Source organism: Mycobacterium sp. DL (assembly GCF_039729195.1).
Classification (GTDB): domain Bacteria; phylum Actinomycetota; class Actinomycetes; order Mycobacteriales; family Mycobacteriaceae; genus Mycobacterium; species Mycobacterium hippocampi_A.
Genome location: NZ_CP155796.1, coordinates 2,938,688 through 2,962,104, shown reverse-complemented (window position 1 = coordinate 2,962,104; position 23,417 = coordinate 2,938,688). Strand labels below are relative to the sequence as shown.

Genomic DNA, 23,417 nt, shown 5'->3' with positions numbered 1-23,417 from the left:
GGATCAGCCCTTCTCGACCGATTCCAGCGCGCGCACCAGCAGTTCGTGGGCCTCTTCGAGCCGCACCGCCAGCGCGTCGAGATCGGATTCATCGGGGTCGGCGTATTCGCCCAGCAGTTCAGCGACCTGGGCGCGAATCTCGTCGGGGTCGTTGGTCATATCGGTATTCACGCTAGTCGATGCGCACCGCGGCCAGCGACCAGCGCTCGAGGGCCAGCCGGGCCGTGTCGTCACCCGCCCTGATACGTGAGGGCCGTTTCCCGGAGTCAGCCGACCACACCGCTGCGGCGATCGCCCGCACCACCGACAGGTCGTCACCGGGGTCTGCTCCGGTGGCCCACACCGTCACGTCGGTCCCGTCGATGTCGGCACGCCACCCGGCCTGCGGTCCGATCCTCAGCCTGTCCGCGTCGTCAGTGAGGCCGCGGAGGTCTTCGGCGAGATAGACAGGTCGCTGCTGCGGGACCGCCCAGATCGCGTCCTCAGCGGAGTTCACCCCGCACAGCACCATCAGGCTCGGCAGCCCGGCGGCGATCGCTCCCTCGATGTCGGTGTCCAGGCGATCGCCGACGACCAGCGGCGTGTGAAAATCACCCCGCGCCAACGCGTCCACCATCAAAACCGGCGACGGCTTGCCCGCGACCTGCGGTTCGGTGTCGGTGGCGGTTTGCAGCGCCGCGACCATCGAGCCGTTGCCGGGCAGCAGACCCCGCTCCGAGGGAAGCGTCTTGTCCACGTTGGCGGCGACCCACAGGGACCCCGACCGGATGGCCAGCGCCGCCTCGGCCAGTTCGTTCCAACCGGTCTGTGGCGAGTGACCCTGCACCACGGCGACGGGAGTATCGGACCACTGCCTGACAGGGGTCAGACCGACACTGGTGACCTCGGCGGCCAGCGCCTCGGTCCCGACGATGAGAACCTTCGCGCCCCGGGGCAGCTGCTCGGCGAGAAGTCGGGCGGCGCTCTGCGCGCTGGTGACGACATCGTCGGGGGCGGCGGTGAACCCCAGTTCGCACAGATGCTCAGCGACCTGCACGGCACCGCGGGACGCGTTGTTGGTGACGAACAGGATCCGAGGGTCGACAGATGCGAGTGTGTCGACGGCGCCCGGTGTCGGCTCATGCCCACGAAACACCGTGCCATCGAGGTCAAGCAGCAGGCAATCATGCTGCTGTGCAAGGGTTTTCACGTCAGGACAGCTCCGTGATCCGCTCTTCGGCATCGGTGACACCCTCGACGTCGGCACGCGCGGCGTTGAGGAACCATTTCAACGCCTCCGGGCCTCGGTCCAGAGCCAGCAGCGTCTCGGCGTACACATAGAAGAGCCGCGCCGCAGTCTGGCCGGTCCGTTCCGGATCGAGTTGAGGTGCGGACAGGACTGCCAGGGCCTGCTCATGCTGGCCGAGATCGCTGCGGGCGCCCGCGACGACGATGCGAAGTTCGTCGGCGTCGTCGCCGCTGAGCTGGGCGGCATCTGGACCGCGGGCAAGTTCGATGGCCCGCTCGGGACGACCTATGCCCCGCTCACAGTCGGCGATCAGGGCAAGCAGAGGTGAGCGACTCCCCATCCTGCGTGCGGCACGCAATTCGGCCAGCGCCTGGGCCCAGTCGCCGCACTGATACGCCGCGATGCCGACGGCTTCGCGGACCGCGGCAATCCTGCTGGCCCGGGCTCGAGCGGCGCGGGCATGAGCGAGCGCGGCTTCGGGGTCGTCGTCGAGCAGCTCACCGGCGGCGACCAGATGGCGAGCGACAGTGTCAGCGGTGCTGCGATCCAGCGTGGTGAGCTCGCCACGGATCTCCGGTGCAAGCTGCTTGGCTTCGATGCTGGAAGGTATCGACGGGCCGGCGTCGCGCCCATCGTCGGCGTCCGGCCTCGGCTGAGCGCGACGCGCTCGCTGTGGTCCGGAGGTGCGCGGCGCTTGGCGTTGATCCCGGCCGGGCCGCTGACCGCCGGCGGACGAACCTCGCCGCGGATGGCGTTCGCCGCGGCCGCCCTGAGTATCCTGCGGCACGTGGGCCTTCCTTCTCGCATGGTCTTCTTGTTGCAAAGGATACGGCCAAAGTGCACTGACGTCGCAATTGGCCAATTCTTTTGGCAAGCGATTGTGTTTTGACAACTGATTATGAAATGGAAAACGCCCCCCACAATTAAGTGGGGGGCGATTCCAATATGTGTTCGGCGGTGTCCTACTTTTCCACCCGTGTGGGTAGTATCATCGGCGCTGGCAGGCTTAGCTTCCGGGTTCGGGATGGGTCCGGGCGTTTCCCTGCCGCTATGTACCGCCGTAACTTTATTTTCACTCGTTTTTGAGTGCCGCCCCCGTGTGTTGTGGGGGTGGAAGTGTTTTTGGTGGTGGGGTGTGAATCGTGGTTGATTCTGGTGTGGATTGTGTGGTTGCGAGGTTTTGTTATTGTTGTAAGTTTTCGGCCGGTTAGTGCCAGTTCCCTGCGCCCATTACTGGGTTTCTAGGTCTGGTCTATCGATCCCGTGGTCTGCGGGGGGCCTTATCCCACTTAATGGGTGAGAAGCCTGGTCTTGGAGGGGGTTTCCCGCTTAGATGCTTTCAGCGGTTATCCTGTCCGAACGTGGCTATCCAGCGGTGCCCCTGGTGGGACAACTGGTGTACCAGAGGTTCGTCCGTCCCGGTCCTCTCGTACTAGGGACAGGTTTCCTCAAGCTTCTGACGCGCGCGGCGGATAGAGACCGAACTGTCTCACGACGTTCTAAACCCAGCTCGCGTGCCGCTTTAATGGGCGAACAGCCCAACCCTTGGGACCTGCTCCAGCCCCAGGATGCGACGAGCCGACATCGAGGTGCCAAACCATCCCGTCGATATGGACTCTTGGGGAAGATCAGCCTGTTATCCCCGGGGTACCTTTTATCCGTTGAGCGACACCCCTTCCACTCGGGGGTGCCGGATCACTAGTCCCGACTTTCGTCCCTGCTCGACATGTACGTCTCGCAGTCAAGCTCCCTTGTGCACTTACACTCAACACCTGATTGCCGTCCAGGTTGAGGGAACCTTTGGGCGCCTCCGTTACTTTTTAGGAGGCAACCGCCCCAGTTAAACTACCCGCCAGGCACTGTCCCTGAACCGGATATACGGTTCGAGGTTAGAGGCCCAATACGATCAGAGTGGTATTTCAACAACGACTCCACAATCACTGGCGTGACCGCTTCACAGTCTCCCACCTATCCTACACAAACCGTATCGAGCACCAATACCAAGTTGTAGTGAAGGTCCCGGGGTCTTTTCGTCCTGCCGCGCGTAACGAGCATCTTTACTCGTAATGCAATTTCGCCGAGTCTATGGTTGAGACAGTTGAGAAGTCGTTACGCCATTCGTGCAGGTCGGAACTTACCCGACAAGGAATTTCGCTACCTTAGGATGGTTATAGTTACCACCGCCGTTTACTGGGGCTTAAATTCTCAGCTTCACCCCGAAGGGTTAACCGGTCCTCTTAACCTTCCAGCACCGGGCAGGCGTCAGTCCGTATACATCGTCTTGCGACTTCGCACGGACCTGTGTTTTTAGTAAACAGTCGCTTCTCACTGGTTTGTGCCACCCCCTTCCGCTGCCGGCCGCGAGGGCCATGACGGTGTGGGGGTCCCCCTTCTCCCGAAGTTACGGGGGCATTTTGCCGAGTTCCTTAACCATAGTTCACTCGTACGCCTTGGTATTCTCTACCTGACCACCTGTGTTGGTTTGGGGTACGGGCCGTGTGTGTGCTCGCTAGAGGCTTTTCTCGACAGCTTAGGATCACCGAATTCGCCTCAATCGGCTATGCATCACCTCTCAGGATATGCGAAACCCGGATTTACCTAGGTTTCTCCCTACAGGTTTACCCCAGTATTACCACTGACTGGTACGGCTACCTTCCTGTGTCACCCCATCGCTTGACTACTACCAGCGAAGGTTCCGCGCAGCCCCACAACCCCATTGACCCGAAGGTCGCCGGTGGTCGTGGTTTTGGGCGGTTAGTACCGCTGATTCATCAGGGACGCCTACACACGGGTACGGGAATATCAACCCGTTGTCCATCGACTACGCCTGTCGGCCTCGCCTTAGGTCCCGACTCACCCTGGGCGGACTGGCCTGCCCCAGGAACCCTTGGTCTTTCGGCGGGCAAGGTTCTCACTTGCCTTATCGCTACTCATGCCTGCATTCTCACTCCCACACCCTCCACCACTAGATCACTCTGCGGCTTCACCGGATGCAGGACGCTCCCCTACCCAGCACACACAACGTGTGTGCTGCCGCGGCTTCGGCGGTGTGCTTGAGCCCCGCTACATTATCGGCGCACAATCACTTGACCAGTGAGCTATTACGCACTCTTTCAAGGGTGGCTGCTTCTAAGCCAACCTCCTGGTTGTCTTCGCGACTGCACATCCTTTTCCACTTAGCACACGCTTAGGGGCCTTAGCCGGCGATCTGGGCTGTTTCCCTCTCGACGCACGGAGCTTATCCCCCGCCGTCTCACTGCCGCATTACACCGTGTCGGCATTCGGAGTTTGGCTGACGTCAGTAACCTTGTGAGGCCCATCGGCCATCCAGTAGCTCTACCTCCGACACGAACACTGCGACGCTGCACCTAAATGCATTTCGGGGAGAACCAGCTATCACGGAGTTTGATTGGCCTTTCACCCCTACCCACAGCTCATCCCCTCAGTCTTCAACCTAAGTGGGTTCGGGCCTCCACAACATCTTACTGCTGCTTCACCCTGGCCATGGGTAGATCACTCCGCTTCGGGTCCAGAACACACCACTACACCAACCCCTGCGGATTGGATACGCCCTATTCAGACTCGCTTTCGCTGCGGCTACCCCACACGGGTTAACCTCGCGACATGTCCCTGACTCGCAGGCTCATTCTTCAAAAGGCACGCCATCACCCCACAACAAAGTCGAGGGCTCTGACGGATTGTAAGCGCACGGTTTCAGGTACTATTTCACTCCCCTCCCGGGGTACTTTTCACCATTCCCTCACGGTACTAATCCGCTATCGGTCACTGAGAAGTATTCAGGCTTACCGGGTGGTCCCGGCAGATTCACAGCAGATTCCACGGGCCCGCTGCTACTCGGGGAAACATTCCACAGGAGCTGTCAAGTTTTCGTCTACGGGGCTCTCACCCACTACGGCAGACCATCCCAGGCCACTTCAACTAACCCAACAGTTTCTTACTCCTGCCCATCACGGCGGTGATGAGAAGAAACGCCCCACAACACCGCACACACAACCCCCGCCGGGTATCACATGCACACGGTTTAGCCATCCTCCGCTTTCGCTCGCCACTACTCACGGAATCACAATTGTTTTCTCTTCCTACGGGTACTGAGATGTTTCACTTCCCCGCGTTCCCCCCTGCACCCTATGTATTCAGATGCAGGTGACACAACATCACTCGTGCCGGGTTTCCCCATTCGGACATCCTCGGATCCACGCTCGGTTGGCAGCTCCCCGAGGCATATCGCAGCCTCCCACGTCCTTCATCGGCTCTCAGTGCCAAGGCATCCACCATGCGCCCTTAAACACTTACAACACAAAACCAAAAAAATGAGTCATCACCCACACACCACACCCACCCCGAAGGGCAGACATCATGCGCGGGTATCAGAAAAATTTGCATTACAACAAAAACACACAACACACAGCTGTGCATTTTCGATGCTCGCAACCACTATCCACAAATCAAACACCACACCCCACCACCAAAGCCGGGGCAACAACAAGACCCCCACCCCCGAAACAAATCACAAACCTCCGGACGTGAAGGCCGGCACACGAACCCCCAACGGGGCCCGGGCCGCGGGCTTGTTGTCTCAAAGCCCAATAGTGTGTCTGATGATCCTCGGCACCGGTATTTCCCTACCGGCACCCTAAGTTTGTTGTCGTGCACCAGACCCTGAAACCCACTACAGGCCAGGGCCATCCAACGAATCGCTGCGCTTCCCCGAACCCCCACACGATGTGGGCGGGCCGCAGTCTCGTGGTGCTCCTTAGAAAGGAGGTGATCCAGCCGCACCTTCCGGTACGGCTACCTTGTTACGACTTCGTCCCAATCGCCGATCCCACCTTCGACGGCTCCCTCCCACAAGGGGTTAGGCCACCGGCTTCGGGTGTTACCGACTTTCATGACGTGACGGGCGGTGTGTACAAGGCCCGGGAACGTATTCACCGCAGCGTTGCTGATCTGCGATTACTAGCGACTCCGACTTCACGGGGTCGAGTTGCAGACCCCGATCCGAACTGAGACCGGCTTTCAAGGGATTCGCTCCACCTCACGGATTCGCAGCCCTTTGTACCGGCCATTGTAGCATGTGTGAAGCCCTGGACATAAGGGGCATGATGACTTGACGTCATCCCCACCTTCCTCCGAGTTGACCCCGGCAGTCTCTTACGAGTCCCCACCATAACGTGCTGGCAACATAAGATAGGGGTTGCGCTCGTTGCGGGACTTAACCCAACATCTCACGACACGAGCTGACGACAGCCATGCACCACCTGCACACAGGCCACAAGGGAACTGATATCTCTACCAGCGTCCTGTGCATGTCAAACCCAGGTAAGGTTCTTCGCGTTGCATCGAATTAATCCACATGCTCCGCCGCTTGTGCGGGCCCCCGTCAATTTCTTTGAGTTTTAGCCTTGCGGCCGTACTCCCCAGGCGGGGTACTTAATGCGTTAGCTACGGCACGGATCCCAAGGAAGGAAACCCACACCTAGTACCCACCGTTTACGGCGTGGACTACCAGGGTATCTAATCCTGTTCGCTCCCCACGCTTTCGCTCCTCAGCGTCAGTTACTGCCCAGAGACCCGCCTTCGCCACCGGTGTTCCTCCTGATATCTGCGCATTCCACCGCTACACCAGGAATTCCAGTCTCCCCTGCAGTACTCCAGTCTGCCCGTATCGCCCGCACGCCCACAGTTAAGCTGTGAGTTTTCACGAACAACGCGACAAACCACCTACGAGCTCTTTACGCCCAGTAATTCCGGACAACGCTCGCACCCTACGTATTACCGCGGCTGCTGGCACGTAGTTGGCCGGTGCTTCTTCTCCAGGTACCGTCACTTGCGCTTCGTCCCTGGCGAAAGAGGTTTACAACCCGAAGGCCGTCATCCCTCACGCGGCGTCGCTGCATCAGGCTTGCGCCCATTGTGCAATATTCCCCACTGCTGCCTCCCGTAGGAGTCTGGGCCGTATCTCAGTCCCAGTGTGGCCGGACACCCTCTCAGGCCGGCTACCCGTCGTCGCCTTGGTGAGCCGTAACCTCACCAACAAGCTGATAGGCCGCGGGCCCATCCCACACCGCAAAAGCTTTCCCCCACCAGACATGCATCCAGCAAGGTGTATTCGGTATTAGACCCAGTTTCCCAGGCTTATCCCAAAGTGCAGGGCAGATCACCCACGTGTTACTCACCCGTTCGCCACTCGAGTACCCCGAAGGGCCTTTCCGTTCGACTTGCATGTGTTAAGCACGCCGCCAGCGTTCGTCCTGAGCCAGAATCAAACTCTCCAAACAAAAACAACCCAACCCAAAGATCAGGTGCATTCGAATCAGAACAAGCCTGAAACCAACAAACAGACACCAAAACCGGCATCCAAAAAAACAACGTCATGCCCCCAAACGGGAAAATGCGGACACAACAAAAAACAACAAACAAAAACCACCAAACACACTATTGAGTTCTCAAACAACACACCCAGGTGGCCGCACAACCAACCCGCGGCTAAAAGCCGCTAGCTCGTAGTGCGGACGATCAGGAACTCACCGAAGTGACACTTCCTGCTGGAGGCCGCCGCGCGCTCCGGGTTGTGGGCCCGTCTCGCGGCGACTCCGATAAGTTACGCCAGGGATAACTCTGAGTCAAATGGCCTGCTGGGGCGTGTCTTTCGACCTGCTCCCAGCGTGCGCACCGAAGCGGTGCGTTGACTGCTGAAAGACCTAACGACGGCGTCGGCAGGTTTGTTCCCGACCGACGGTATAGGTCTGTGACCAGAGCCAACAGCTCCGGCAGATCATCCAACGAGCTCGACGCCGGCGATATTCCGCTTCCCGCGGCGAAGCACCAGCCACTTACCGTGGAAGAAGTCCGACGGCTGCGGGACCCACTCATCTGTGGTGATCTTCACGTTGTTGACCGACACCCCACCCTCGGCGATCGTTCGACGTGCGGCGCCCTTGCTGGCGGACAGTCCGGTGGCGACCAGTAGGTCGGTGATCGAGTCCGCTCCCCCGGGCGCCAACTCGGCCACGGCTGCCTCGCGCAACGCCGCGGAGAGTGTTGCTTCGTCGAGTGCCGCCAGCTCGCCGCGCCCGAACAACGCCTGACTGGCGTGTTCGACGGCAGCGGTCGCGGCTTCACCGTGGACGAGATCGGTGAGCTCTCGGGCGAGGCGTCGCTGTGCAGCCCGCTCGTGCGGGCGATCGGCGGTGGCAGCGTCGAGTTCTGCCAGCTCTTCGGCCGACAGGAAGGTGAACCAGCGCAGGTAGGAGACCACGTCCGCGTCCGCCGTGTTGATGAAGTACTGGTACCAGGCGTAGGGACTGGTCATCGCGGGGTCCAGCCACAGGCTGCCGCCGCCGGTGGACTTTCCGAATTTCTTGCCTTCGGAGTCGGTGACCAACGGCGTGGTCAGCGCGTGCACGGTGGCGCCTGCCTTCTGCCGCACCAAACGGACACCGGCGATGATGTTGCCCCACTGATCGGAGCCGCCGATCTGCAAGCTGCACCCGTACCGCTGGTGCAGCTCCACAAAATCGTTGGCCTGGAGCAACATGTAGCTGAACTCGGTGTAGGAGATCCCCTCTCCTTCGAGCCTGCGCCGCACGGTGTCGCGGTCGAGCATGACGTTGACCGAAAAGTGCTTTCCGACGTCGCGCAGGAACTCGATCGCCGACAGTTCACTCGTCCACGACAGGTTGTCGGCGACCACGGCTCCGGTCGGCGAGTCGTCGAATTCCACGAAGCGTTCGAGTTGACCTCGGATGCGGCCGGCCCACTCGGCGATGGTGTCGGCGGTGTGCAGGGAGCGTTCGCCGACGTCGCGCGGATCCCCGATCATTCCGGTCGCCCCACCGGCGAGAACGATGGGCCGGTGCCCGGCCTGCTGGAAACGCCGCAATGTGAGCAGGGGTATCAGATGTCCGGCGTGCAGACTCGGTGCCGTCGGGTCGAATCCCGAGTAGACGGTCAGCGGGCCGTCGGCCAGCGCTTCGACCAATCCGTCCCGGTCGGTGGACTGCGCGATGAGGCCGCGCCATTCCAGCTCGTCGAGGATGGATGGTGCCGACGACGCAGAAGCTTCAGAGGACGCGGAAGTCACAGGTTCTGATCTTTCCGTACTAGTCGCTGTCGCCGGGAGCCGGTGCCCGCGGGCTCCGTCGGTAGGACGACACCTCGGGGTGGCCGGGCAGCCACATCCGCCAGGGACGATCGGCGGCCTTGCTGACACCCACTCTCGGTCCGGTCACGCCGACCTGGCCGGCTCCCAGGGCAAGCCGCACCGGAGAGTCCGGGGCGAAGAGATCGATTCCGTTATCGCTCATGGTGATCCCCAGCGCCGAGCAGAGATTTCCGGGCCCGCGCGCCAACGCCTGCTGTCTGACCAGCTCACCTCGCCGGGCGCGGGCCCTCTCGGAACCGCCCTCGATCACCGCAGCCCGGAGCAGCACCGCGCCGGCCACCCCGTCTGTCGCGCACACGACGTTCGCGCAGACGTGAATACCGTGGCTGCGGTAGGTGTAGAGCAGCCCGGCCGGCCCGAACATCACCGAGTTCCGCGAACCCGGGCCGCGGAAGGAATGGGATGCGGTGTCGGGCCACGGCCCGTCGGCGGGCCCGCCGTAAGCCTCCACCTCGACGATCAGCGCACTGACTTCGCGACCTGTCAGCACGGAACCCAGCAGCAACTGAGCGCAGGCCAGCGGGTCGGTCGCCAGCCGCTCGGCTTCTCGGAGCATCGGCCACATCGTAAGGCCGGGTATTGACAGCTCCTGCGAGCAGGAGCATATTCATCGCATGATGACTTCATCGCCCGATGAATTATCGCCGACGGCGCCTTCGGCCATCGACATCAGGGATCTACGGGTAATGCGCGGCGGCCGTCTCGCCCTTGATGACATCACCGTGCAGGTTCCGCGTGGTGTCATCACCGGACTGCTCGGTCCGTCGGGTTGCGGCAAGACCACGCTGATGCGAAGCATCGTCGGCACCCAGATCGTGAGCCGCGGATCGGTGACGGTGCTGGGCCGGCCCGCCGGATCGTCGGCGCTGCGGTCCCGCGTGGGTTACGTGACCCAGCAGCCCACCATCTACCCGGACTTGAGGGTCGTCGACAACGTGCGTTACTTTGCCGCGCTGGTCGGCGGCGACAAAGAGGATGTCGACGACGCGATCGCCGCCGTCGGACTCGAAGACCATCACACGGCCCTGGCCGACAACTTGTCCGGTGGACAGCGCACCAGGGTTTCGCTGGCATGCGCTCTGGTCGCCCACCCCGAACTGCTGGTTCTCGATGAACCCACCGTCGGACTCGATCCCGTGCTGCGCGCCGACCTGTGGGACCGGTTCGATCGGCTGGCCCGCAACGGCACCACCCTGCTGGTGTCCAGCCACGTGATGGATGAAGCGGAACACTGCGCAGACCTGCTGCTCATGCGCGACGGACAGATCCTCGCCCACAGCACACCGTCCCGACTGAGAGAGGACACCGGATGTCAGTCATTGGAGAAGGCGTTTCTGTCCATCATCCGGCGAGACACCGAAGCAAGAACGGCCTGAGCCCTCTCAGCCCCCGGGGCTACCTGGCCACGACCACCCGGATTCTGCGCCAGCTCGCCGGCGATCACCGAAGTGTCGCGATGATCCTGGTGGTTCCCAGTCTGATCATCACGTTGATGTACTTCATGTTTGTCGATGTGCCGCAACGCCCCGGGGCTCCGTCGCCGTTCAACAACGCCTGCCTGATCATGCTCGGTGTCTTTCCGTTGATCGTGATGTTCCTGATCACGTCGATCACCATGCAACGCGAACGAGTCTCCGGAACCCTCGAGCGAATTCTGACGACGCCACTGCGTCGGTTCGACCTGCTGGCCGCCTACGGCACCGCCTTCTCGATCGCCGCCGCCGCGCAGGCCACTCTCGCGTGTGTGGTGGCGTTCTGGTTTCTCGGGCTCGACACCGCGGGCAGTCCGGTGTGGGTGTTCCTCATCGCGATCGTCAACGCCGTCCTCGGTGTCGGACTCGGCCTGTTGTGCAGTGCATTCGCGCGCACCGAGTTCCAGGCGGTGCAGTTCATGCCGCTGGTCATCGCACCCCAGTTGCTGCTGTGCGGCATCATCGTTCCCCGCGCGCTGCTCCCCGACTGGCTGCAGTGGATCAGCAACGCACTGCCTGCCAGCTACGCTCTCGAAGCGCTGCAAGAGGTGGCGGCACACCCCGAGCTGACGCCGACCGCAGTGCGCGACATCGTGGTGGTCATCGGGTTCGCCGTGCTGGCGCTCGGCCTGGCCGCGGCGACCCTGAGGCGAAGGACACCCTAGACACAGTGACGACCAAGCCGGACCGCAAGCGCCCCGGGCGGCCTCCCGGACCGTCGGACACCCGGGACCGAATCCTGGCGAGCGCCCGGGAACTGTTCGCGCGCAACGGAATCGGCAACACCTCGATCCGGTCGATCGCCGCCGACGCGGGTGTCGACCCCGCCCTGGTGCACCACTACTTCGGAACCAAGACCCAGTTGTTCGCGGCGGCGATTCACATCCCCGTCGACCCCATGGCGATCATCGGCCCGCTGCGCGAGGTCCCGGTCGACCAGATCGGCCGCGTGCTGCCGTCGCTGCTGTTGCCGCTGTGGGATTCCGAGGCGGGAAAGGGATTCATCGCCACGCTTCGGTCGATCCTGGCCGGCGGCACCGAGGTGTCGCTGTTCCGGTCGTTCCTGCAGGATGTGATCGTCGCCGAGGTCGGGAGTCGCGTCGATGATCCCCCAGGGAGCGGACGGATCCGGGTGCAGTACGTGGCGTCACAGTTGATCGGCGTCGTGATGGCCCGCTACATCCTCGAGCTCGAGCCGTTCCACTCGCTGCCGGTAGAGCAGATCGTCGACACGGTGGCGCCCAATCTGCAGCGTTACCTGACAGGCGACCTACCGCACCTGGCCTAGGACTGACTCGCGGCCAACAGCCGCTCATGTTCGTCGTCATCGACCGAAACCGCCTCGTCGATGAGCAGGACCGGGATGCCGTCGTCGATACGGTACTTGCGGCGCAGGCGCGGGTTGTAGAGATGACCGTCAACGAGGAGCAGCGGACCCCGATCCTCGGGACAGACCAGGATGGCGAGCAGCGTGCCGTCCAATGCCATCGTGCTCAGCGGCCGGGCATCTGGAAAATCGGGGTGTCCTGTTGCATCGGGTTGCCCGGGCCCCAGTTCGGTCCCATCGTCGAATGCGGACTACCCGGGGTGGCCGGAGCCGGAGCGCCCGGCGCGGCCGCCTGGACACCCTGCCGCGAGAACTGCGTGCGCTGATCGACCAGCGTCGCCTGGAGAGCCTCGATCAGTGGCCCTTGATTCGGCCGCGCCTCGAGGCCCGCTGCCAACGCTCGGGTGCTGGCGACCGACGGCCGGATCCCCCGCGAGCGCAGCGTGATCACCTGGTCGATCAGCTTGGACACCTGACCACCCCCGGATCCGGTCTGGTACTCCTGCGAGATCATCATCAGGATCTGGTCAGGCGACACCGGAGCCCGGTTCTCTGTCGTCGGCTCGGCCGGCTGCGCCGATGCGGTCGGCGCGGCGACCGCCACCAGGCCGGTGACCACTGCTGCGCCGGCCAACGTGGCGGCTGCGGAGCGGCGCCAGATTCGTGATGACATGAGTACTCCTCGTGGACGGCGATTCAGCGCGAGCCTAACAGCGCGGCCCCCGCCGGGCATCACTGCTGACTGCCGACGATCTCGCTGCGCACGGCAGCTGTCAACCGCTTGTACCGATGGGTATCGGGGTCGCGATACCAGGCGTTACGCGACGGCTTCGGAATGCCCTGCTGCTGCAACGGGCCGGCCAGCGGGCGGTAGGTCGCGGTGAGCGTCATCTCGGCCACGACGTGGACGATGTCAGGTGCATTCCCCACCGCCAGGTCGGCGAGCGCCTCGGACAGGTCAGCGGAGGGAACGCTGCCACCGGGCCGCAACGCCAGTGCCGTCACCGCCACCGCCTCGCCACCGGACTCCACGGGGTAGGTGACGGCCATGTCCACAGACCCGAGCCGTCCGACCGCGTCGTTCACCGTTGCGGCGAAGACCGGTCCGCGCGCTGTGTGGATCACGCCGTCGCGGTTGTCGACCAGCCAGTAGTCGCCGTCATCGTCGCGGCGAAACAGGTACTCGGTGGACACCCAGGTGTCGGCCGGGGCGAAGACGCCCCGTTTGACCGAGGCCAGCGGGTCGACCGGACCCCGGGGATGCGCCAGCAGCACACCGACCTCGTTGGTCTCGGCGAGGCGCACGAACCCCCGGTCGTCCTCGAGGATCAGGTTGTCCTCCGGGTCGTAGGCGGCGAGTGCGACCTCACCACCGCCGGGCAACGGCCTGCCCTTGCTGCCGATCTTGGCGCCGGAGACATTGGCCAGCACGGCCTGCCCGTCCGTCGTCGCGAAGAACTCGACCACATGCGCGGGTCCGAACAACTCGACAACCCGCTTCCACAGGCCTACGGGCATGCCGGAGCCGATGAACAACCGGACCGAATGGGTGCCCGTCAACGAGAACGCGGGATCGTCGATGACCTCCCGCAGCATCGACCAGGTGTAGGACACCACGGTGACGCCGTACTGACGGATCTCCTGCAGGAAGCGGTCCGGGCGCGGGCCCCTCGACAGCGCGACGCGTGCACCGCCGACAACCGCTCCGCCGAGACTGACCAGCAGCCCCGACTGATGATGCAGCGGGGTGAGGCAGTAGACCGTGTCGTTGCGGCCGAGGTTGGCGGCTGACGCCGTGCCGAACGCCGACAGCGCCCACCGGTAGTTGGTGATCTGGCGGGCGATGAGTTCCCCGCTGATCGTGCTGAACGCGATGAAGGCCAGATCGCGTGCCAACCCGGGGTTGGGCCGATACCAGCCGGGAAGGTCGACGAGGTCGGGGTCGATCTTCTCCATGTCGATGACCTCGGCGTTCTGGGCCGGGTGCAGATCGCGGGCTTCGCCGCCACCGAGGACCAGGACGCGCATGTCCAGCGCACCAGCCGCATCCAGATTGCTCGGATCGGCGATGATCTCCGACACCGCCCCGAGTCGTACCGCCTCTGCCAGGTCCGCGTCGGGCGGCATCAGCACGGCGACGGCGCCGAGTCTGGACAGTGCCGCGATGGCGACCAGGGCGCTGGGACGGGTCTCCATCAACACACCGACGCGGGCGCCCTGCCGGACACCGACACCGATGAGGCCGCGCACCACATTGTTGATGCGCCGGTCGACCGCCTCGTAGGTGTGTACCCGACCGTCGAAGAGCAGCGCCTCCCCGTGCGGTGCGTCCCGCGCCTGCTCGGACATGATCCGGCCCAGCGAGATCCTGGTGTGGTCGTTGACCTGACCCAGGCGGGCGAGCCTCGGCAGCGTGCGCGCGGTCTCGACCGCGAGGGAGCGTGCCGACTTGTTTGCGGCGACCACCGCTCCGGCGGCCGATCGCGCCAGGCTGAACGCCATCTCGGTGGCGGCCGCAGTGCTGTGCGCCAGCCGCGAGGTCAGCGAGACGCCGCTCTCGGTGGTCGCCGCGGGCTGCAGCGCCATCGGGGTCACGCCGTCCGGCATCTCACCGCCGCTGTCGAGCCAACGCACCCACGCGGCGACGGTGGGCCATGTCTGGGTGGCCGCCTTGCCTCCGACAACGAGGCCGAAATGGCCTGCGCGAATGAGGAATTCGTACACATCGGCTTGGGGCGCCGCCCGCTTGATGCCGCGCACCGACGCCGGCTGGCCGATGTCGTCGACCTCGCCGACGACGGCGAGCACGGGGCAGTCGATGTCGGACAGCGTCACCAGGTCGCCATGGATGGCAAACCCACCGGTCATCATCCGGTTGTGTGCGATGAACTGCTTGAGCAGTTCGGCGATGGCCGGGCCCGACCACGCGATGTAACCGTCCGAGGTCAGAAAGCGACGCTGCTGCTCGCGTGGCAGCAGCGCTTCCCGGTCGTGCAGCTGACGGATGAAGTCCAGCCGCGACTGCGCGGTCTTGATCGGGTCGAGCAGCTGGAATCCGGTCCGAGCCAGCCAGCCCGGGATGTCGATCCGGCTGAACACGTGATCGGCCATGAAGTCGGCGGCAGCGGGAGCCAGGCTTGCGGGCAGGTTCATCGGCAGCGCCGCGAGGGTGTCGACGGGCGAGCCGAACGCGACGATGCTCGCCAGATCCTTGGACCGGCGGTAGGCGGCTGTCTGGTAGGCGAACATGCCGCCCTGCGAGTACCCCGCGACGTGGACGTCACGACCGGTCACCGTCTTGACCGTGTCGATGGCCTCACTCAACGCGACGATGTGGTCGGACAGGTTGCGCTGCATCCCGCCCTCGACCTGGTCGGGTGAGCCGAAGTCGATGACCCACGGATCGATGCCGGCCCGGTGCAGGATCCCGACCGCACCCTCGTCCCGGGTGACGTCCCACATGTCAGCCGACATCATCATGGGGTGCACCATCAGAACGGGAGGACCCGCGGGCTTGGCGCCGGGACGGCTGTCGGGTGGGAAGTAGCGCCGCAGGCGGTACATCGGGACGCTGTCGATGATCTGGAACGGCGAGGGTACGGCGCCTGTCTCCAAACCGCCGTAACGAAGCACTTCCAGGCCGTTCTGCGCGGTGGCGACCAGTCGCCCCACGGGCCGGGTGATCGCCGAGAGGTCCACCACCGTGCTCCCCTATCGCCAGACTTGCCTCTTCGGTATCCCGCCGCCTGCGACGTCATCATGGCACAGGCCCCGCCTATCATCGGCGCCTGATGGCAAACCTGATCAACCTCGAACGAGCCACGGTCGGCTACGGAACCCGCACACTTCTCGACGCCGTCAGCCTGGGCGTCGAAGAGGGTGATGCGATCGGCGTGGTGGGCCGAAACGGCGACGGCAAGACGACGCTGCTCAAGGTGCTGACCGGCGTAGGGGATCCCGACTCGGGCCGCGCCACCCACACCTCCGGCCTGTCGGTCGGCTACCTGCGCCAGGCCGACGACTTCCCCGTGGGCGCCACCGTGCGCGGGGTGGTGACCGGCGGCCGGCCCGACCATGTCTGGGCCGCCGAGGCCGACACCCGCGCCGTCGTGGAGCACCTGCTGTCCGGGGTCCACCTCGACGCCGATGTGACCGGCCTGTCCGGAGGTGAGCGCCGTCGGGTCGCACTGGCGGAAGTGCTGCTGGCCGGCCACGACGTACTGGTGCTCGACGAGCCCACCAACCACCTCGACGTCGAGGTGATCGGCTGGCTGGCCGAGCACCTGCGCTCGCGACCCGCGCGGGCACTCGTCGTCGTCAGCCACGACCGGTGGTTCCTCGACGCGGTCTGCACCAAGACCTGGGAGGTGCACGACGGCGTCGTCGATGCCTACGAAGGCGGGTACGCCGCCTACGTGCTGGCCCGCTCCGAGCGGATGCGGGTGGCGGCGGGCACCGAAGCTCGGCGCCAGAATCTGATGCGCAAGGAGTTGGCGTGGCTGCGGCGTGGGCCGCCTGCGCGGACGTCGAAGCCGAAGTTCCGTATCCAGGCGGCCAACGACCTGATCGCCAACGAACCGCCGCCCAGGGATTCGCTTGTGCTGCAACGCTTCGCCACCGCGCGGCTGGGTAAGGACGTCTTCGACCTGCACCGCGTCCGTCTCGATGTCGGCGACCCGCCGCGCACGCTGCTCGACGGTATCGACTGGTCGATAGGTCCCGGGATGCGTATCGGGCTGGTCGGCGTCAACGGCACCGGCAAGACCTCGGTGCTGCGACTGCTCGCGGGCGAATTGAGCCCCTCGGCGGGCACCGTGAAGCGGGGTTTGACGTTGCGGATCGGCTATCTGAGCCAGGCGCTCAACGAGGTCGACGGCGCACAGCGGGTCATCGACGCCGTCGAGAATCGCCGACGGGTCACCGAGTTGGCCGGCGGGCGCGAGATCACCGCGGACACGTTGTTGAAGGACTTCGGGTTCATCGGCGACAAGCTGACCGCCCGGGTCGGTGAGCTGTCCGGCGGCGAGCGACGCAGGCTGCAGTTCCTGCAGTTGTTGCTCGACGAACCCAACGTCCTGCTGCTCGACGAACCCACCAACGACCTCGACATCGACACCCTCACCGTCATCGAGGACTACCTCGACGGCTGGCCCGGCACACTGATCGTCGTGACCCACGACCGGTACTTCCTGGAACGGGTCAGTGACGTGACCTACGCGCTGACCGGGGGTGGCCGGTGTGATCTGCTGCCGGGAGGCATCGACCAGTACCTGCTGGACCGTGCCGCAACCGATTCCGGCGCGTCGGCAGCTCCGACGGCCGCGCGTGGGGAGACCTCGGCGGCGCGGGAACGGCGGACCGGCAAGGAGATGGCGCGCATCGAGAGCCAGCTGACGAAGCTGGACCAGCGGATCGCGTCACTGCACGAGTCGATGGCACACGCAGCCGCAGACCACGTCCGCGCCGGCGAACTCAACTCCGAGCTCAGTGAATTGCTCGCGCGCAAGGACAGCTTGGAGGAGGACTGGTTGGCGGCTGCCGAGGACAGCGGATGACCTATCTCGTGCAGCCGGTTGTGCTGTGTCTGCGCTATTGGCCGCAACTCGCTGCCTGCTACCTGCTCGGGTTCCTCGGGCGCCACGGTGTGATCGAGCTGGCGGCCTGGGCAGGGCACGACAACAAGCTCTGGGCGTCGCTGATCATGCCGCTCGCCGGTATGGCGCGACTGGGTTCCTACGTCGCGATGTTCCTGGTGCTGCGATCCGGTATCCCGGTGCTGGCGGCACAACCGCGCCGGTCATCGCGCCAGATCGATGTGTTCGCAACGATCATCGTGCCGTTCTTCGCGATCTACCTGGCATGGCAGATGTTTCGCGAGGACTGGCTGGCCTTCGAGGCCCGCAGGCTGGACTACCGCATCGGCGAGGCCATGATGACGCCGGGATTGACCGAGATTCATCCCGAATCGCTTCCGGTCAGCACCGCCACCTGGCTGGTGATCGCCGCGGCCCTGATGTCGCGCTACCTGTTGACGTGGTTCAAGGACAAGCTGCCGGACTGGTTCATCGGGGTGCGGATCTACGTCGATGCGCTGTGGGTGTTCCTGGTGTTGACGTTGTCGGTGAACCAGGGTCTGACGATTCTGCTGAACCCCGCGGGCTGGCTTGCGCAGCGTCGGATCGTGGTGTGGTTCAACAACACCAGGGAAGCGGCGTTCTCCCATTTTCAGCTGTTCGAAACTGTGTGGGATGCCTCGATGTGGGCGCTGCGCACGGTGCTGGGTGGCGCCGCGGTCCCGCTGATCTGGCTGGCCGTGGCGGGCATCGTGTACGGCGTCTCTGCGACGGCGGACTGGCGGTCGACGGTCCGTGACGTGGCGGGCAAGCGCGTGCAGACGCGATGGCAGCGCGTCCCGGGCAAGCTGCGCACGGAGGTCGGCGACTACACGGAAACACAGTTGGGGAAGTTCAAGCCGATCGCCGATTCCGCGAAGCTCCTGCTGCACGCCGGCCTGCTGGCGCTGTCGCTGTATGTGCTGGCCTATCTCGCCCTGGCGTGGCTGGACATGTCGGGCAGTTTCTACCGCCCGCAATTGGGGTCGGGATACCTGTACCGCGGCATGGCCTCGCTGATCGGTCCACATCCGTTCCTGTTCTGGAACGGTGCCATCAACACGCTGGCGCTGATCTCGCAGCTCATCATCGAGCCGCTGCGGATCTGCCTGATCGCCACGATGCTCGCCTACTGCGTGCAACGCGCCCCTACAGTTGCAGCCGCACCAGAATCACCCCGTCCGGCGCCGTGACGTCGACGGCGGTCGGCACGGTGTCGGTGGGGTGCAGGAAAGCCCACTGCAGCGGCCCGGGCTTCGTGCAGTTGAACCATGCGTCCGGCGCCATCGGTATCGAGTAGGTGCTGAGTGTCTGTCCGCGCCAACGATGTTCGCCGTCGGTGAGCACGCCGTCGCAGGCCTGGCCGGGGGGCGTCACCCCCGGACGTTCCACCGTCACCACGGTCAGCACGGTGCCCTCCGGCAGAGGTTGTGCGTAGGGCGCCGGGCTCTGACCGAAATGCCTCACCTCGCCGATCGACCAGGTCTGCCCGTCGATGGTGTGCGCCTGCCCTGCGGCCACCACATGTTCGGGACGGATCGTGTCGCGATAGTGTGCCCACGGCGGCCACAGGTCGGTGACGGTGTAGACGGTCAGTGCCGCGGCGGCCACGATGGCCCCGATCATGTTGCGCTGCCACAGCGGCAGCGGGCGACGGATCACGATCCCATCCGGACCGGTTCCAATGCCACCGGATCCTCGTGGCGGGCATCGGTGATCGGGATCGACACCACGAGGCGGGAGTCGAGGCGACCGTCTCCCTGAGAGACCCGCAGTGTCACCGGAAGCGATCCGTCGAGCAGATCCGGCGCGACGTCGAACACCCAGGAGCCGCGTTGCTCGATTCCCGGCGCCAGCGCGGTGCCCAGCGGTGTGGGCAGGAACCGATCGGACGGGATGTAGGTGTTCGGGCCGACACGAAGGTCGGCGTTCGGCTTGACGGGCTCCGACGTCGCGGACAGTTCGGCGTCGACGACCACCCATTCACCGACCGCAGGCACCGGCGGCTTCGACGGCCGTTGCGCCTGCGGACCGATGCGCACCCCGGTCACGGTCATCTCGATGGCGCGCCCGCCGACAGGTTGCCCCAGTGTGCCGGTGACGTCGAGAGGTCCGTACACATCGAGAGGTTCGGGGAGGTGGTGCCACACCAGCGCAGCGGCGGCGACCGCGGCGGCCGTCACCAGCGTGGGCACCGCCTTGCGCAGTCGCGTCCCCGCCGTCACTGCGCACCGCCGACAGGGACCACGACCTCGCCGTACTCGGTGACACTGTCCACCCACAGCTCGCCGTACACCACGAACCCCTGCTTGAACGTCTTCTGCCACACCCGCAGGGTCACGAAATCGCCAGCGGCCAAAGCAGCTTCAGGCAGTTCCCAGACGAACGCAACCTGTTCCTCCAGCTTCGGCCCCAGCGTGATGATGTGCGAGCTGTCCGCGAGACGCATCACCCCGACGAACCGACTGTCGGGCTGGCCACGCAGATTCAGCTCCCCCTCGAGTCGGCCGGGAATGGTGCCGTCGTTGCGCAGGGTCGCCACCACGCCCAGGTAGGCCCTGCCAGGTTTCGCGGGCGCCACCACCAGTGTCCCGGCACGCACCTCGGGGACGACTCTGGCCCGGTCGACCGTCACGGTGAACGCTCCGTCGCTGAACTTCTCCCCCGGCTTGAACGACGTCACCGACGTGTTGACGGTGTCGAGACCACCGAAGAGCGCCGCGATCGCCAGAATCGCCGCGACGCCGGCCTTCCACCATTGGCGCAACCCACGCTGTGCGAGCCATCGCCGCGCGCGCTGACGAGGGCCGAGATCGGCCACCGCTTCGCCGGTGTTGGCGTCCATACCGGTGGATGTTATCGACCGTCAGCGCCGGAGCCGGATCCGCAACCTGTCGCTGACGTCGCGCACCGTGTTGAGCTGCTTGGCGACCTGAACGGGTGCGGTGCCGCCGCGGGCGTCGCGGGAGTTCACCGACCCCTCGATCGTCAGCACGTCGCGCACCTCGGGAGTCAGGTCGGCGTGGATGCCGGCCAACTCGGCATCCTCGAGCTCCTCGAGGCCGACGCCCCGAGCCTCGGCCGCACGAACCGCGGCGCCGGCTGCCTCGTGCGCCACCCGAAACGGCACCCCGCGCCGGACCAGCCACTCGGCGACATCGGTTGCCAGGGTGTACCCGAGCGGCGCGAGTTCGGCCATCCGGTCGGTGTCGAAGCGCAAGGTGGCGACCAGGCCGGCCATCGCAGGCAGCAGGAGCTCCAGTTGAGTCACCGAGTCGAAGACCGGTTCCTTGTCCTCCTGCAGATCGCGGTTGTAGGCCAGGGGCTGCGCCTTGAGCATCGCCAGCAGCCCGGTGAGGTTGCCGATCAACCGGCCTGATTTACCCCGGGCCAGCTCGGCGATGTCGGGGTTCTTCTTCTGCGGCATGATCGAGCTGCCTGTCGACCACGAGTCGTGCAGCGTCGCATATCCGAATTCCGTTGTGCTCCAGAGAATGATGTCCTCGGCCAGCCGAGACAGGTCGACGCCGATCATCGTCAGCACGAAGGCCGCCTCGGCGGCGAAGTCTCTCGACGCCGTGGCGTCGACCGAGTTGTCCGCGGCGGCGTCGAAACCCAGTTCCTCGGCGATCGCATCGGGGTCGAGTCCGAGCGAGGAGCCTGCCAACGCACCTGACCCGTACGGCGAGACCGCGGCGCGTTTGTCGAAGTCGACGAGGCGGTCGACGTCACGCAGCAGTGGGTGGGCGTGCGCCAGCAGATGATGGGCCAGCAGGATCGGCTGCGCGGATTGCAGATGGGTCTTGCCGGGCAGGATCGCGGTGGGATGCGCCGCGGCCTGGGTCGCCAGCGCCGAGACCACCTCCAGCACGCCCTCGGCGACACGACGGACGGCGTCACGCAGCCAGAGCCGGAACAGCGTGGCCACCTGGTCATTTCGGGAACGGCCGGCGCGGAGTCTGCCGCCCAGTTCGGCGCCGACACGGTCGATCAGCCCGCGTTCGAGCGCTCCGTGCACGTCCTCGTCGCTGACCAGCGGCCCGAAGCTGCCGTCCTCGACGTCGGATCCCAGGCTGTCCAGTCCGACCAGCAGGGCGTCGCGCTGCTCCTCGGTGAGCAATCCGGCCCGGAACAGCACGCGCGCATGGGCTTTGGAGGCGACGACGTCGTACGGAGCGAGCACCCAGTCGAAGTGTGTCGACTTGCTCAGTGCCGCCAAGGCGTCCGACGGACCGTCTGCGAACCGGCCGCCCCACAGCGAGCCTTCGTTGGTACTCATGAGCACGTCCTCACGGCCCCGCGAGCGCGCAGTTTTGTACGCCGTCTGCGGCGTGTTGCTGTGCAAACACGCGCGCTCGCGGTCACTGGGCCAGGTCCCGGCGGGCCGACAGACTCGACGACAGCCCGTGCACGTGGACGAACCCCTTGGCAGCCGACTGGTCGAACGTGTCGCCCTCGTCGTAGGTGGCCAAATTGAAGTCGTAGAGCGACTCGGCACTTCTGCGCCCATTCACCGCGATGTGCCCACCGTGCAGGACCAGCCGGATCTCCCCGGTGACGTGCTCCTGGGTTGTGGCGACGAACGACTCGAGCGCGGTCTTCAGCGGTGAGTACCAGAGGCCGTCGTAGACCAGCTCGCCCCACTTCTGGTCGGTGTTGCGCTTGAACCGGCCCAGTTCGCGTTCCAGAGTGACGTGCTCGAGTTCGGTGTGCGCGGTGATCAGCACCATCGCGCCGGGCGCTTCGTAGATCTCGCGGCTCTTGATGCCGACGAGCCGGTCCTCCACCACGTCGAGGCGTCCCACGCCCTGCGCGCCGCCGCGACGGTTGAGTTCCTCGATGGCCTGCAGCACGGACACCGCGCGGCCGTCCACGGACACCGGGACACCCTTGTCGAAGCCGACGACCACCTCGTCGGGACTACTCCAGTTGATGGTCGGATCCTCGGTGTAGTCGTACACGTCCTTGGTCGGTGCGTTCCACAGATGCTCGAGGAAGCCGGTTTCCACCGCGCGACCCCAGACGTTCTGGTCGATCGAGAACGGGGACCGCTTGCTGACGTTGATCGGAATGGCGTTCTCCTCGGCGAACGCGATCGCCTTCTCCCGGGTCCAGGCGTAATCGCGCACGGGGGCAAGCACCTCGAGATCGGGTGCCAGCGAGGCGAACCCGACCTCGAAGCGGACCTGGTCGTTGCCCTTACCGGTGCAACCGTGCGCCACGATGCCGCCACCGTGCTCGCGGGCGGCGTCGACCAGGTGCTTGACGATCAGTGGCCTGCTCAGGGCGGACACCAACGGGTACCGATCCATGTAGAGCGCGTTGGACTGGATCGCCGGTAGGCAGTACTGCTCGGCGAATTCGTCTCGGGCGTCGACGACGACCGCTTCGACGGCACCGCAGTCCAGCGCGCGTTGGCGCACCACCTCCATGTCCTCGCCGCCCTGGCCGAGGTCGATGGCGACGGCCACCACCTCTCGACCGGTCTCCTTGCCGATCCAGCTGATCGCCACCGAGGTGTCCAGACCGCCGGAATACGCCAGGATGACGCGCTCGGACATAAAAACTCCTTCGTGTATGTGTGATTCAGGCT

18 protein-coding genes and 3 rRNA genes are annotated in these 23,417 nt (G+C 64.8%); 5 read left to right on the top strand and 16 right to left on the bottom strand.

Annotation, left to right across the window (positions count from 1 at the left end; genetic code table 11):
* Positions 1-3: 3 nt before the first annotated feature.
* From ABDC78_RS14195 to ABDC78_RS14160, 8 genes are all read right to left on the bottom strand, one after another.
* Entirely contained in the window at positions 4-159 is a 156-nt protein-coding gene (locus ABDC78_RS14195) for a hypothetical protein (protein ID WP_178357381.1), read from the bottom strand.
* Positions 160-172: 13 nt separating this feature from the next.
* Positions 173-1,189 (bottom strand): HAD-IIA family hydrolase, encoded by a 1,017-nt coding sequence (locus ABDC78_RS14190; RefSeq protein ID WP_178357382.1) that lies wholly within the window; start codon positions 1,187-1,189, stop codon positions 173-175.
* 1 nt (position 1,190) lies between these two features.
* A complete protein-coding gene (locus ABDC78_RS14185; RefSeq protein WP_178357383.1) occupies positions 1,191-2,015 on the bottom strand; it encodes a tetratricopeptide repeat protein in 825 nt (274 codons plus the stop codon).
* 162 nt (positions 2,016-2,177) lie between these two features.
* Positions 2,178-2,291 (bottom strand): 5S ribosomal RNA (rrf, locus tag ABDC78_RS14180).
* Positions 2,292-2,415: 124 nt separating this feature from the next.
* Positions 2,416-5,544: ribosomal RNA gene (locus ABDC78_RS14175) — 23S ribosomal RNA — on the bottom strand.
* A gap of 462 nt (positions 5,545-6,006) precedes the next feature.
* Positions 6,007-7,527 (bottom strand): 16S ribosomal RNA (locus ABDC78_RS14170).
* The 16S, 23S and 5S rRNA genes sit together here, the layout of an rRNA operon.
* A gap of 497 nt (positions 7,528-8,024) precedes the next feature.
* Positions 8,025-9,287: a tyrosine--tRNA ligase gene (tyrS, locus tag ABDC78_RS14165; RefSeq protein WP_347133511.1), complete on the bottom strand. Its 1,263-nt coding sequence runs from the start codon at positions 9,285-9,287 to the stop codon at positions 8,025-8,027.
* A 64-nt stretch (positions 9,288-9,351) separates the two neighbouring features.
* Positions 9,352-9,969: a DNA-3-methyladenine glycosylase gene (locus tag ABDC78_RS14160; protein ID WP_178359313.1), complete on the bottom strand. Its 618-nt coding sequence runs from the start codon at positions 9,967-9,969 to the stop codon at positions 9,352-9,354.
* A gap of 58 nt (positions 9,970-10,027) precedes the next feature.
* Here ABDC78_RS14160 and ABDC78_RS14155 point away from each other — a divergent pair, with 58 nt between their 5' ends.
* Genes ABDC78_RS14155 through ABDC78_RS14145 form a run of 3 tightly spaced genes read left to right on the top strand, consistent with a single transcriptional unit; the run spans position 10,028 to position 12,173 of the window.
* Positions 10,028-10,789, top strand: coding sequence for an ABC transporter ATP-binding protein (locus ABDC78_RS14155; RefSeq protein ID WP_178359312.1), 762 nt, complete (start codon positions 10,028-10,030; stop codon positions 10,787-10,789).
* Positions 10,723-11,550: an ABC transporter permease gene (locus ABDC78_RS14150; protein ID WP_256736107.1), complete on the top strand. Its 828-nt coding sequence runs from the start codon at positions 10,723-10,725 to the stop codon at positions 11,548-11,550. Before ABDC78_RS14155 ends, ABDC78_RS14150 begins: the two co-directional genes overlap by 67 nt.
* A 5-nt stretch (positions 11,551-11,555) precedes the next feature.
* Positions 11,556-12,173 (top strand): TetR family transcriptional regulator, encoded by a 618-nt coding sequence (locus tag ABDC78_RS14145; protein ID WP_178359311.1) that lies wholly within the window; start codon positions 11,556-11,558, stop codon positions 12,171-12,173.
* Here ABDC78_RS14145 and ABDC78_RS14140 read toward each other — a convergent pair.
* The 3 genes from ABDC78_RS14140 to ABDC78_RS14130 are packed head-to-tail and all read right to left on the bottom strand — an operon-like array spanning position 12,170 to position 15,911.
* On the bottom strand, positions 12,170-12,373 hold the full coding sequence (locus ABDC78_RS14140) for a Trm112 family protein (RefSeq protein WP_178359310.1): 204 nt from the start codon (positions 12,371-12,373) through the stop codon (positions 12,170-12,172). The two genes, ABDC78_RS14145 and ABDC78_RS14140, sit on opposite strands and share 4 nt — an antisense overlap.
* A 5-nt stretch (positions 12,374-12,378) precedes the next feature.
* Positions 12,379-12,885 (bottom strand): hypothetical protein, encoded by a 507-nt coding sequence (locus tag ABDC78_RS14135; protein ID WP_178359309.1) that lies wholly within the window; start codon positions 12,883-12,885, stop codon positions 12,379-12,381.
* Positions 12,886-12,944: 59 nt separating this feature from the next.
* Positions 12,945-15,911: an acyl-CoA synthetase gene (locus tag ABDC78_RS14130; RefSeq protein ID WP_178359308.1), complete on the bottom strand. Its 2,967-nt coding sequence runs from the start codon at positions 15,909-15,911 to the stop codon at positions 12,945-12,947.
* Between the two features lie 92 nt (positions 15,912-16,003).
* Between ABDC78_RS14130 and ABDC78_RS14125 the strand changes: the two genes are divergently transcribed.
* Together ABDC78_RS14125 and ABDC78_RS14120 are read left to right on the top strand one after the other, a co-directional pair.
* Positions 16,004-17,767 carry an ABC-F family ATP-binding cassette domain-containing protein gene (locus ABDC78_RS14125; RefSeq protein WP_178359307.1) on the top strand — a complete coding sequence of 588 codons (1,764 nt, stop codon included), beginning with the start codon at positions 16,004-16,006 and terminating at the stop codon, positions 17,765-17,767.
* On the top strand, positions 17,764-19,017 hold the full coding sequence (locus tag ABDC78_RS14120; protein ID WP_178359306.1) for a hypothetical protein: 1,254 nt from the start codon (positions 17,764-17,766) through the stop codon (positions 19,015-19,017). The genes ABDC78_RS14125 and ABDC78_RS14120 overlap by 4 nt, the downstream gene beginning before the upstream one ends.
* On the opposite strand, the gene ABDC78_RS14115 is transcribed toward ABDC78_RS14120, so the two are convergent.
* The 5 genes from ABDC78_RS14115 to ABDC78_RS14095 form a co-directional block, all read right to left on the bottom strand.
* Positions 18,974-19,486, bottom strand: coding sequence for a hypothetical protein (locus tag ABDC78_RS14115; RefSeq protein WP_178359305.1), 513 nt, complete (start codon positions 19,484-19,486; stop codon positions 18,974-18,976). The two genes, ABDC78_RS14120 and ABDC78_RS14115, sit on opposite strands and share 44 nt — an antisense overlap.
* Positions 19,483-20,049: a hypothetical protein gene (locus ABDC78_RS14110; protein ID WP_347133461.1), complete on the bottom strand. Its 567-nt coding sequence runs from the start codon at positions 20,047-20,049 to the stop codon at positions 19,483-19,485. The genes ABDC78_RS14115 and ABDC78_RS14110 overlap by 4 nt, the downstream gene beginning before the upstream one ends.
* Positions 20,046-20,669 carry a hypothetical protein gene (locus ABDC78_RS14105; RefSeq protein ID WP_178359304.1) on the bottom strand — a complete coding sequence of 208 codons (624 nt, stop codon included), beginning with the start codon at positions 20,667-20,669 and terminating at the stop codon, positions 20,046-20,048. Before ABDC78_RS14105 ends, ABDC78_RS14110 begins: the two co-directional genes overlap by 4 nt.
* A 21-nt stretch (positions 20,670-20,690) precedes the next feature.
* On the bottom strand, positions 20,691-22,103 hold the full coding sequence (gene argH / locus ABDC78_RS14100) for an argininosuccinate lyase (protein WP_178359303.1): 1,413 nt from the start codon (positions 22,101-22,103) through the stop codon (positions 20,691-20,693).
* Between the two features lie 82 nt (positions 22,104-22,185).
* The gene (locus ABDC78_RS14095; RefSeq protein WP_178359302.1) at positions 22,186-23,385 is read right to left on the bottom strand and encodes an argininosuccinate synthase; all 1,200 of its coding nucleotides are present in this window, start codon (positions 23,383-23,385) and stop codon (positions 22,186-22,188) included.
* Positions 23,386-23,417 lie beyond the last annotated feature (32 nt).

Coding starts and splice junctions, on each gene's coding strand:
- argH (WP_178359303.1), bottom strand. CDS start 22,103: ATGAGTACCAACGAAGGCTCGCTGTGGGGCGGCCGGTTCGCAGACGGT.
- ABDC78_RS14160 (WP_178359313.1), bottom strand. CDS start 9,969: ATGCTCCGAGAAGCCGAGCGGCTGGCGACCGACCCGCTGGCCTGCGCT.
- ABDC78_RS14095 (WP_178359302.1), bottom strand. CDS start 23,385: ATGTCCGAGCGCGTCATCCTGGCGTATTCCGGCGGTCTGGACACCTCG.
- ABDC78_RS14105 (WP_178359304.1), bottom strand. CDS start 20,669: ATGGACGCCAACACCGGCGAAGCGGTGGCCGATCTCGGCCCTCGTCAG.
- ABDC78_RS14135 (WP_178359309.1), bottom strand. CDS start 12,885: ATGTCATCACGAATCTGGCGCCGCTCCGCAGCCGCCACGTTGGCCGGC.
- ABDC78_RS14195 (WP_178357381.1), bottom strand. CDS start 159: ATGACCAACGACCCCGACGAGATTCGCGCCCAGGTCGCTGAACTGCTG.
- ABDC78_RS14155 (WP_178359312.1), top strand. CDS start 10,028: ATGATGACTTCATCGCCCGATGAATTATCGCCGACGGCGCCTTCGGCC.
- ABDC78_RS14140 (WP_178359310.1), bottom strand. CDS start 12,373: ATGGCATTGGACGGCACGCTGCTCGCCATCCTGGTCTGTCCCGAGGAT.
- ABDC78_RS14120 (WP_178359306.1), top strand. CDS start 17,764: ATGACCTATCTCGTGCAGCCGGTTGTGCTGTGTCTGCGCTATTGGCCG.
- ABDC78_RS14150 (WP_256736107.1), top strand. CDS start 10,723: ATGTCAGTCATTGGAGAAGGCGTTTCTGTCCATCATCCGGCGAGACAC.
- ABDC78_RS14125 (WP_178359307.1), top strand. CDS start 16,004: ATGGCAAACCTGATCAACCTCGAACGAGCCACGGTCGGCTACGGAACC.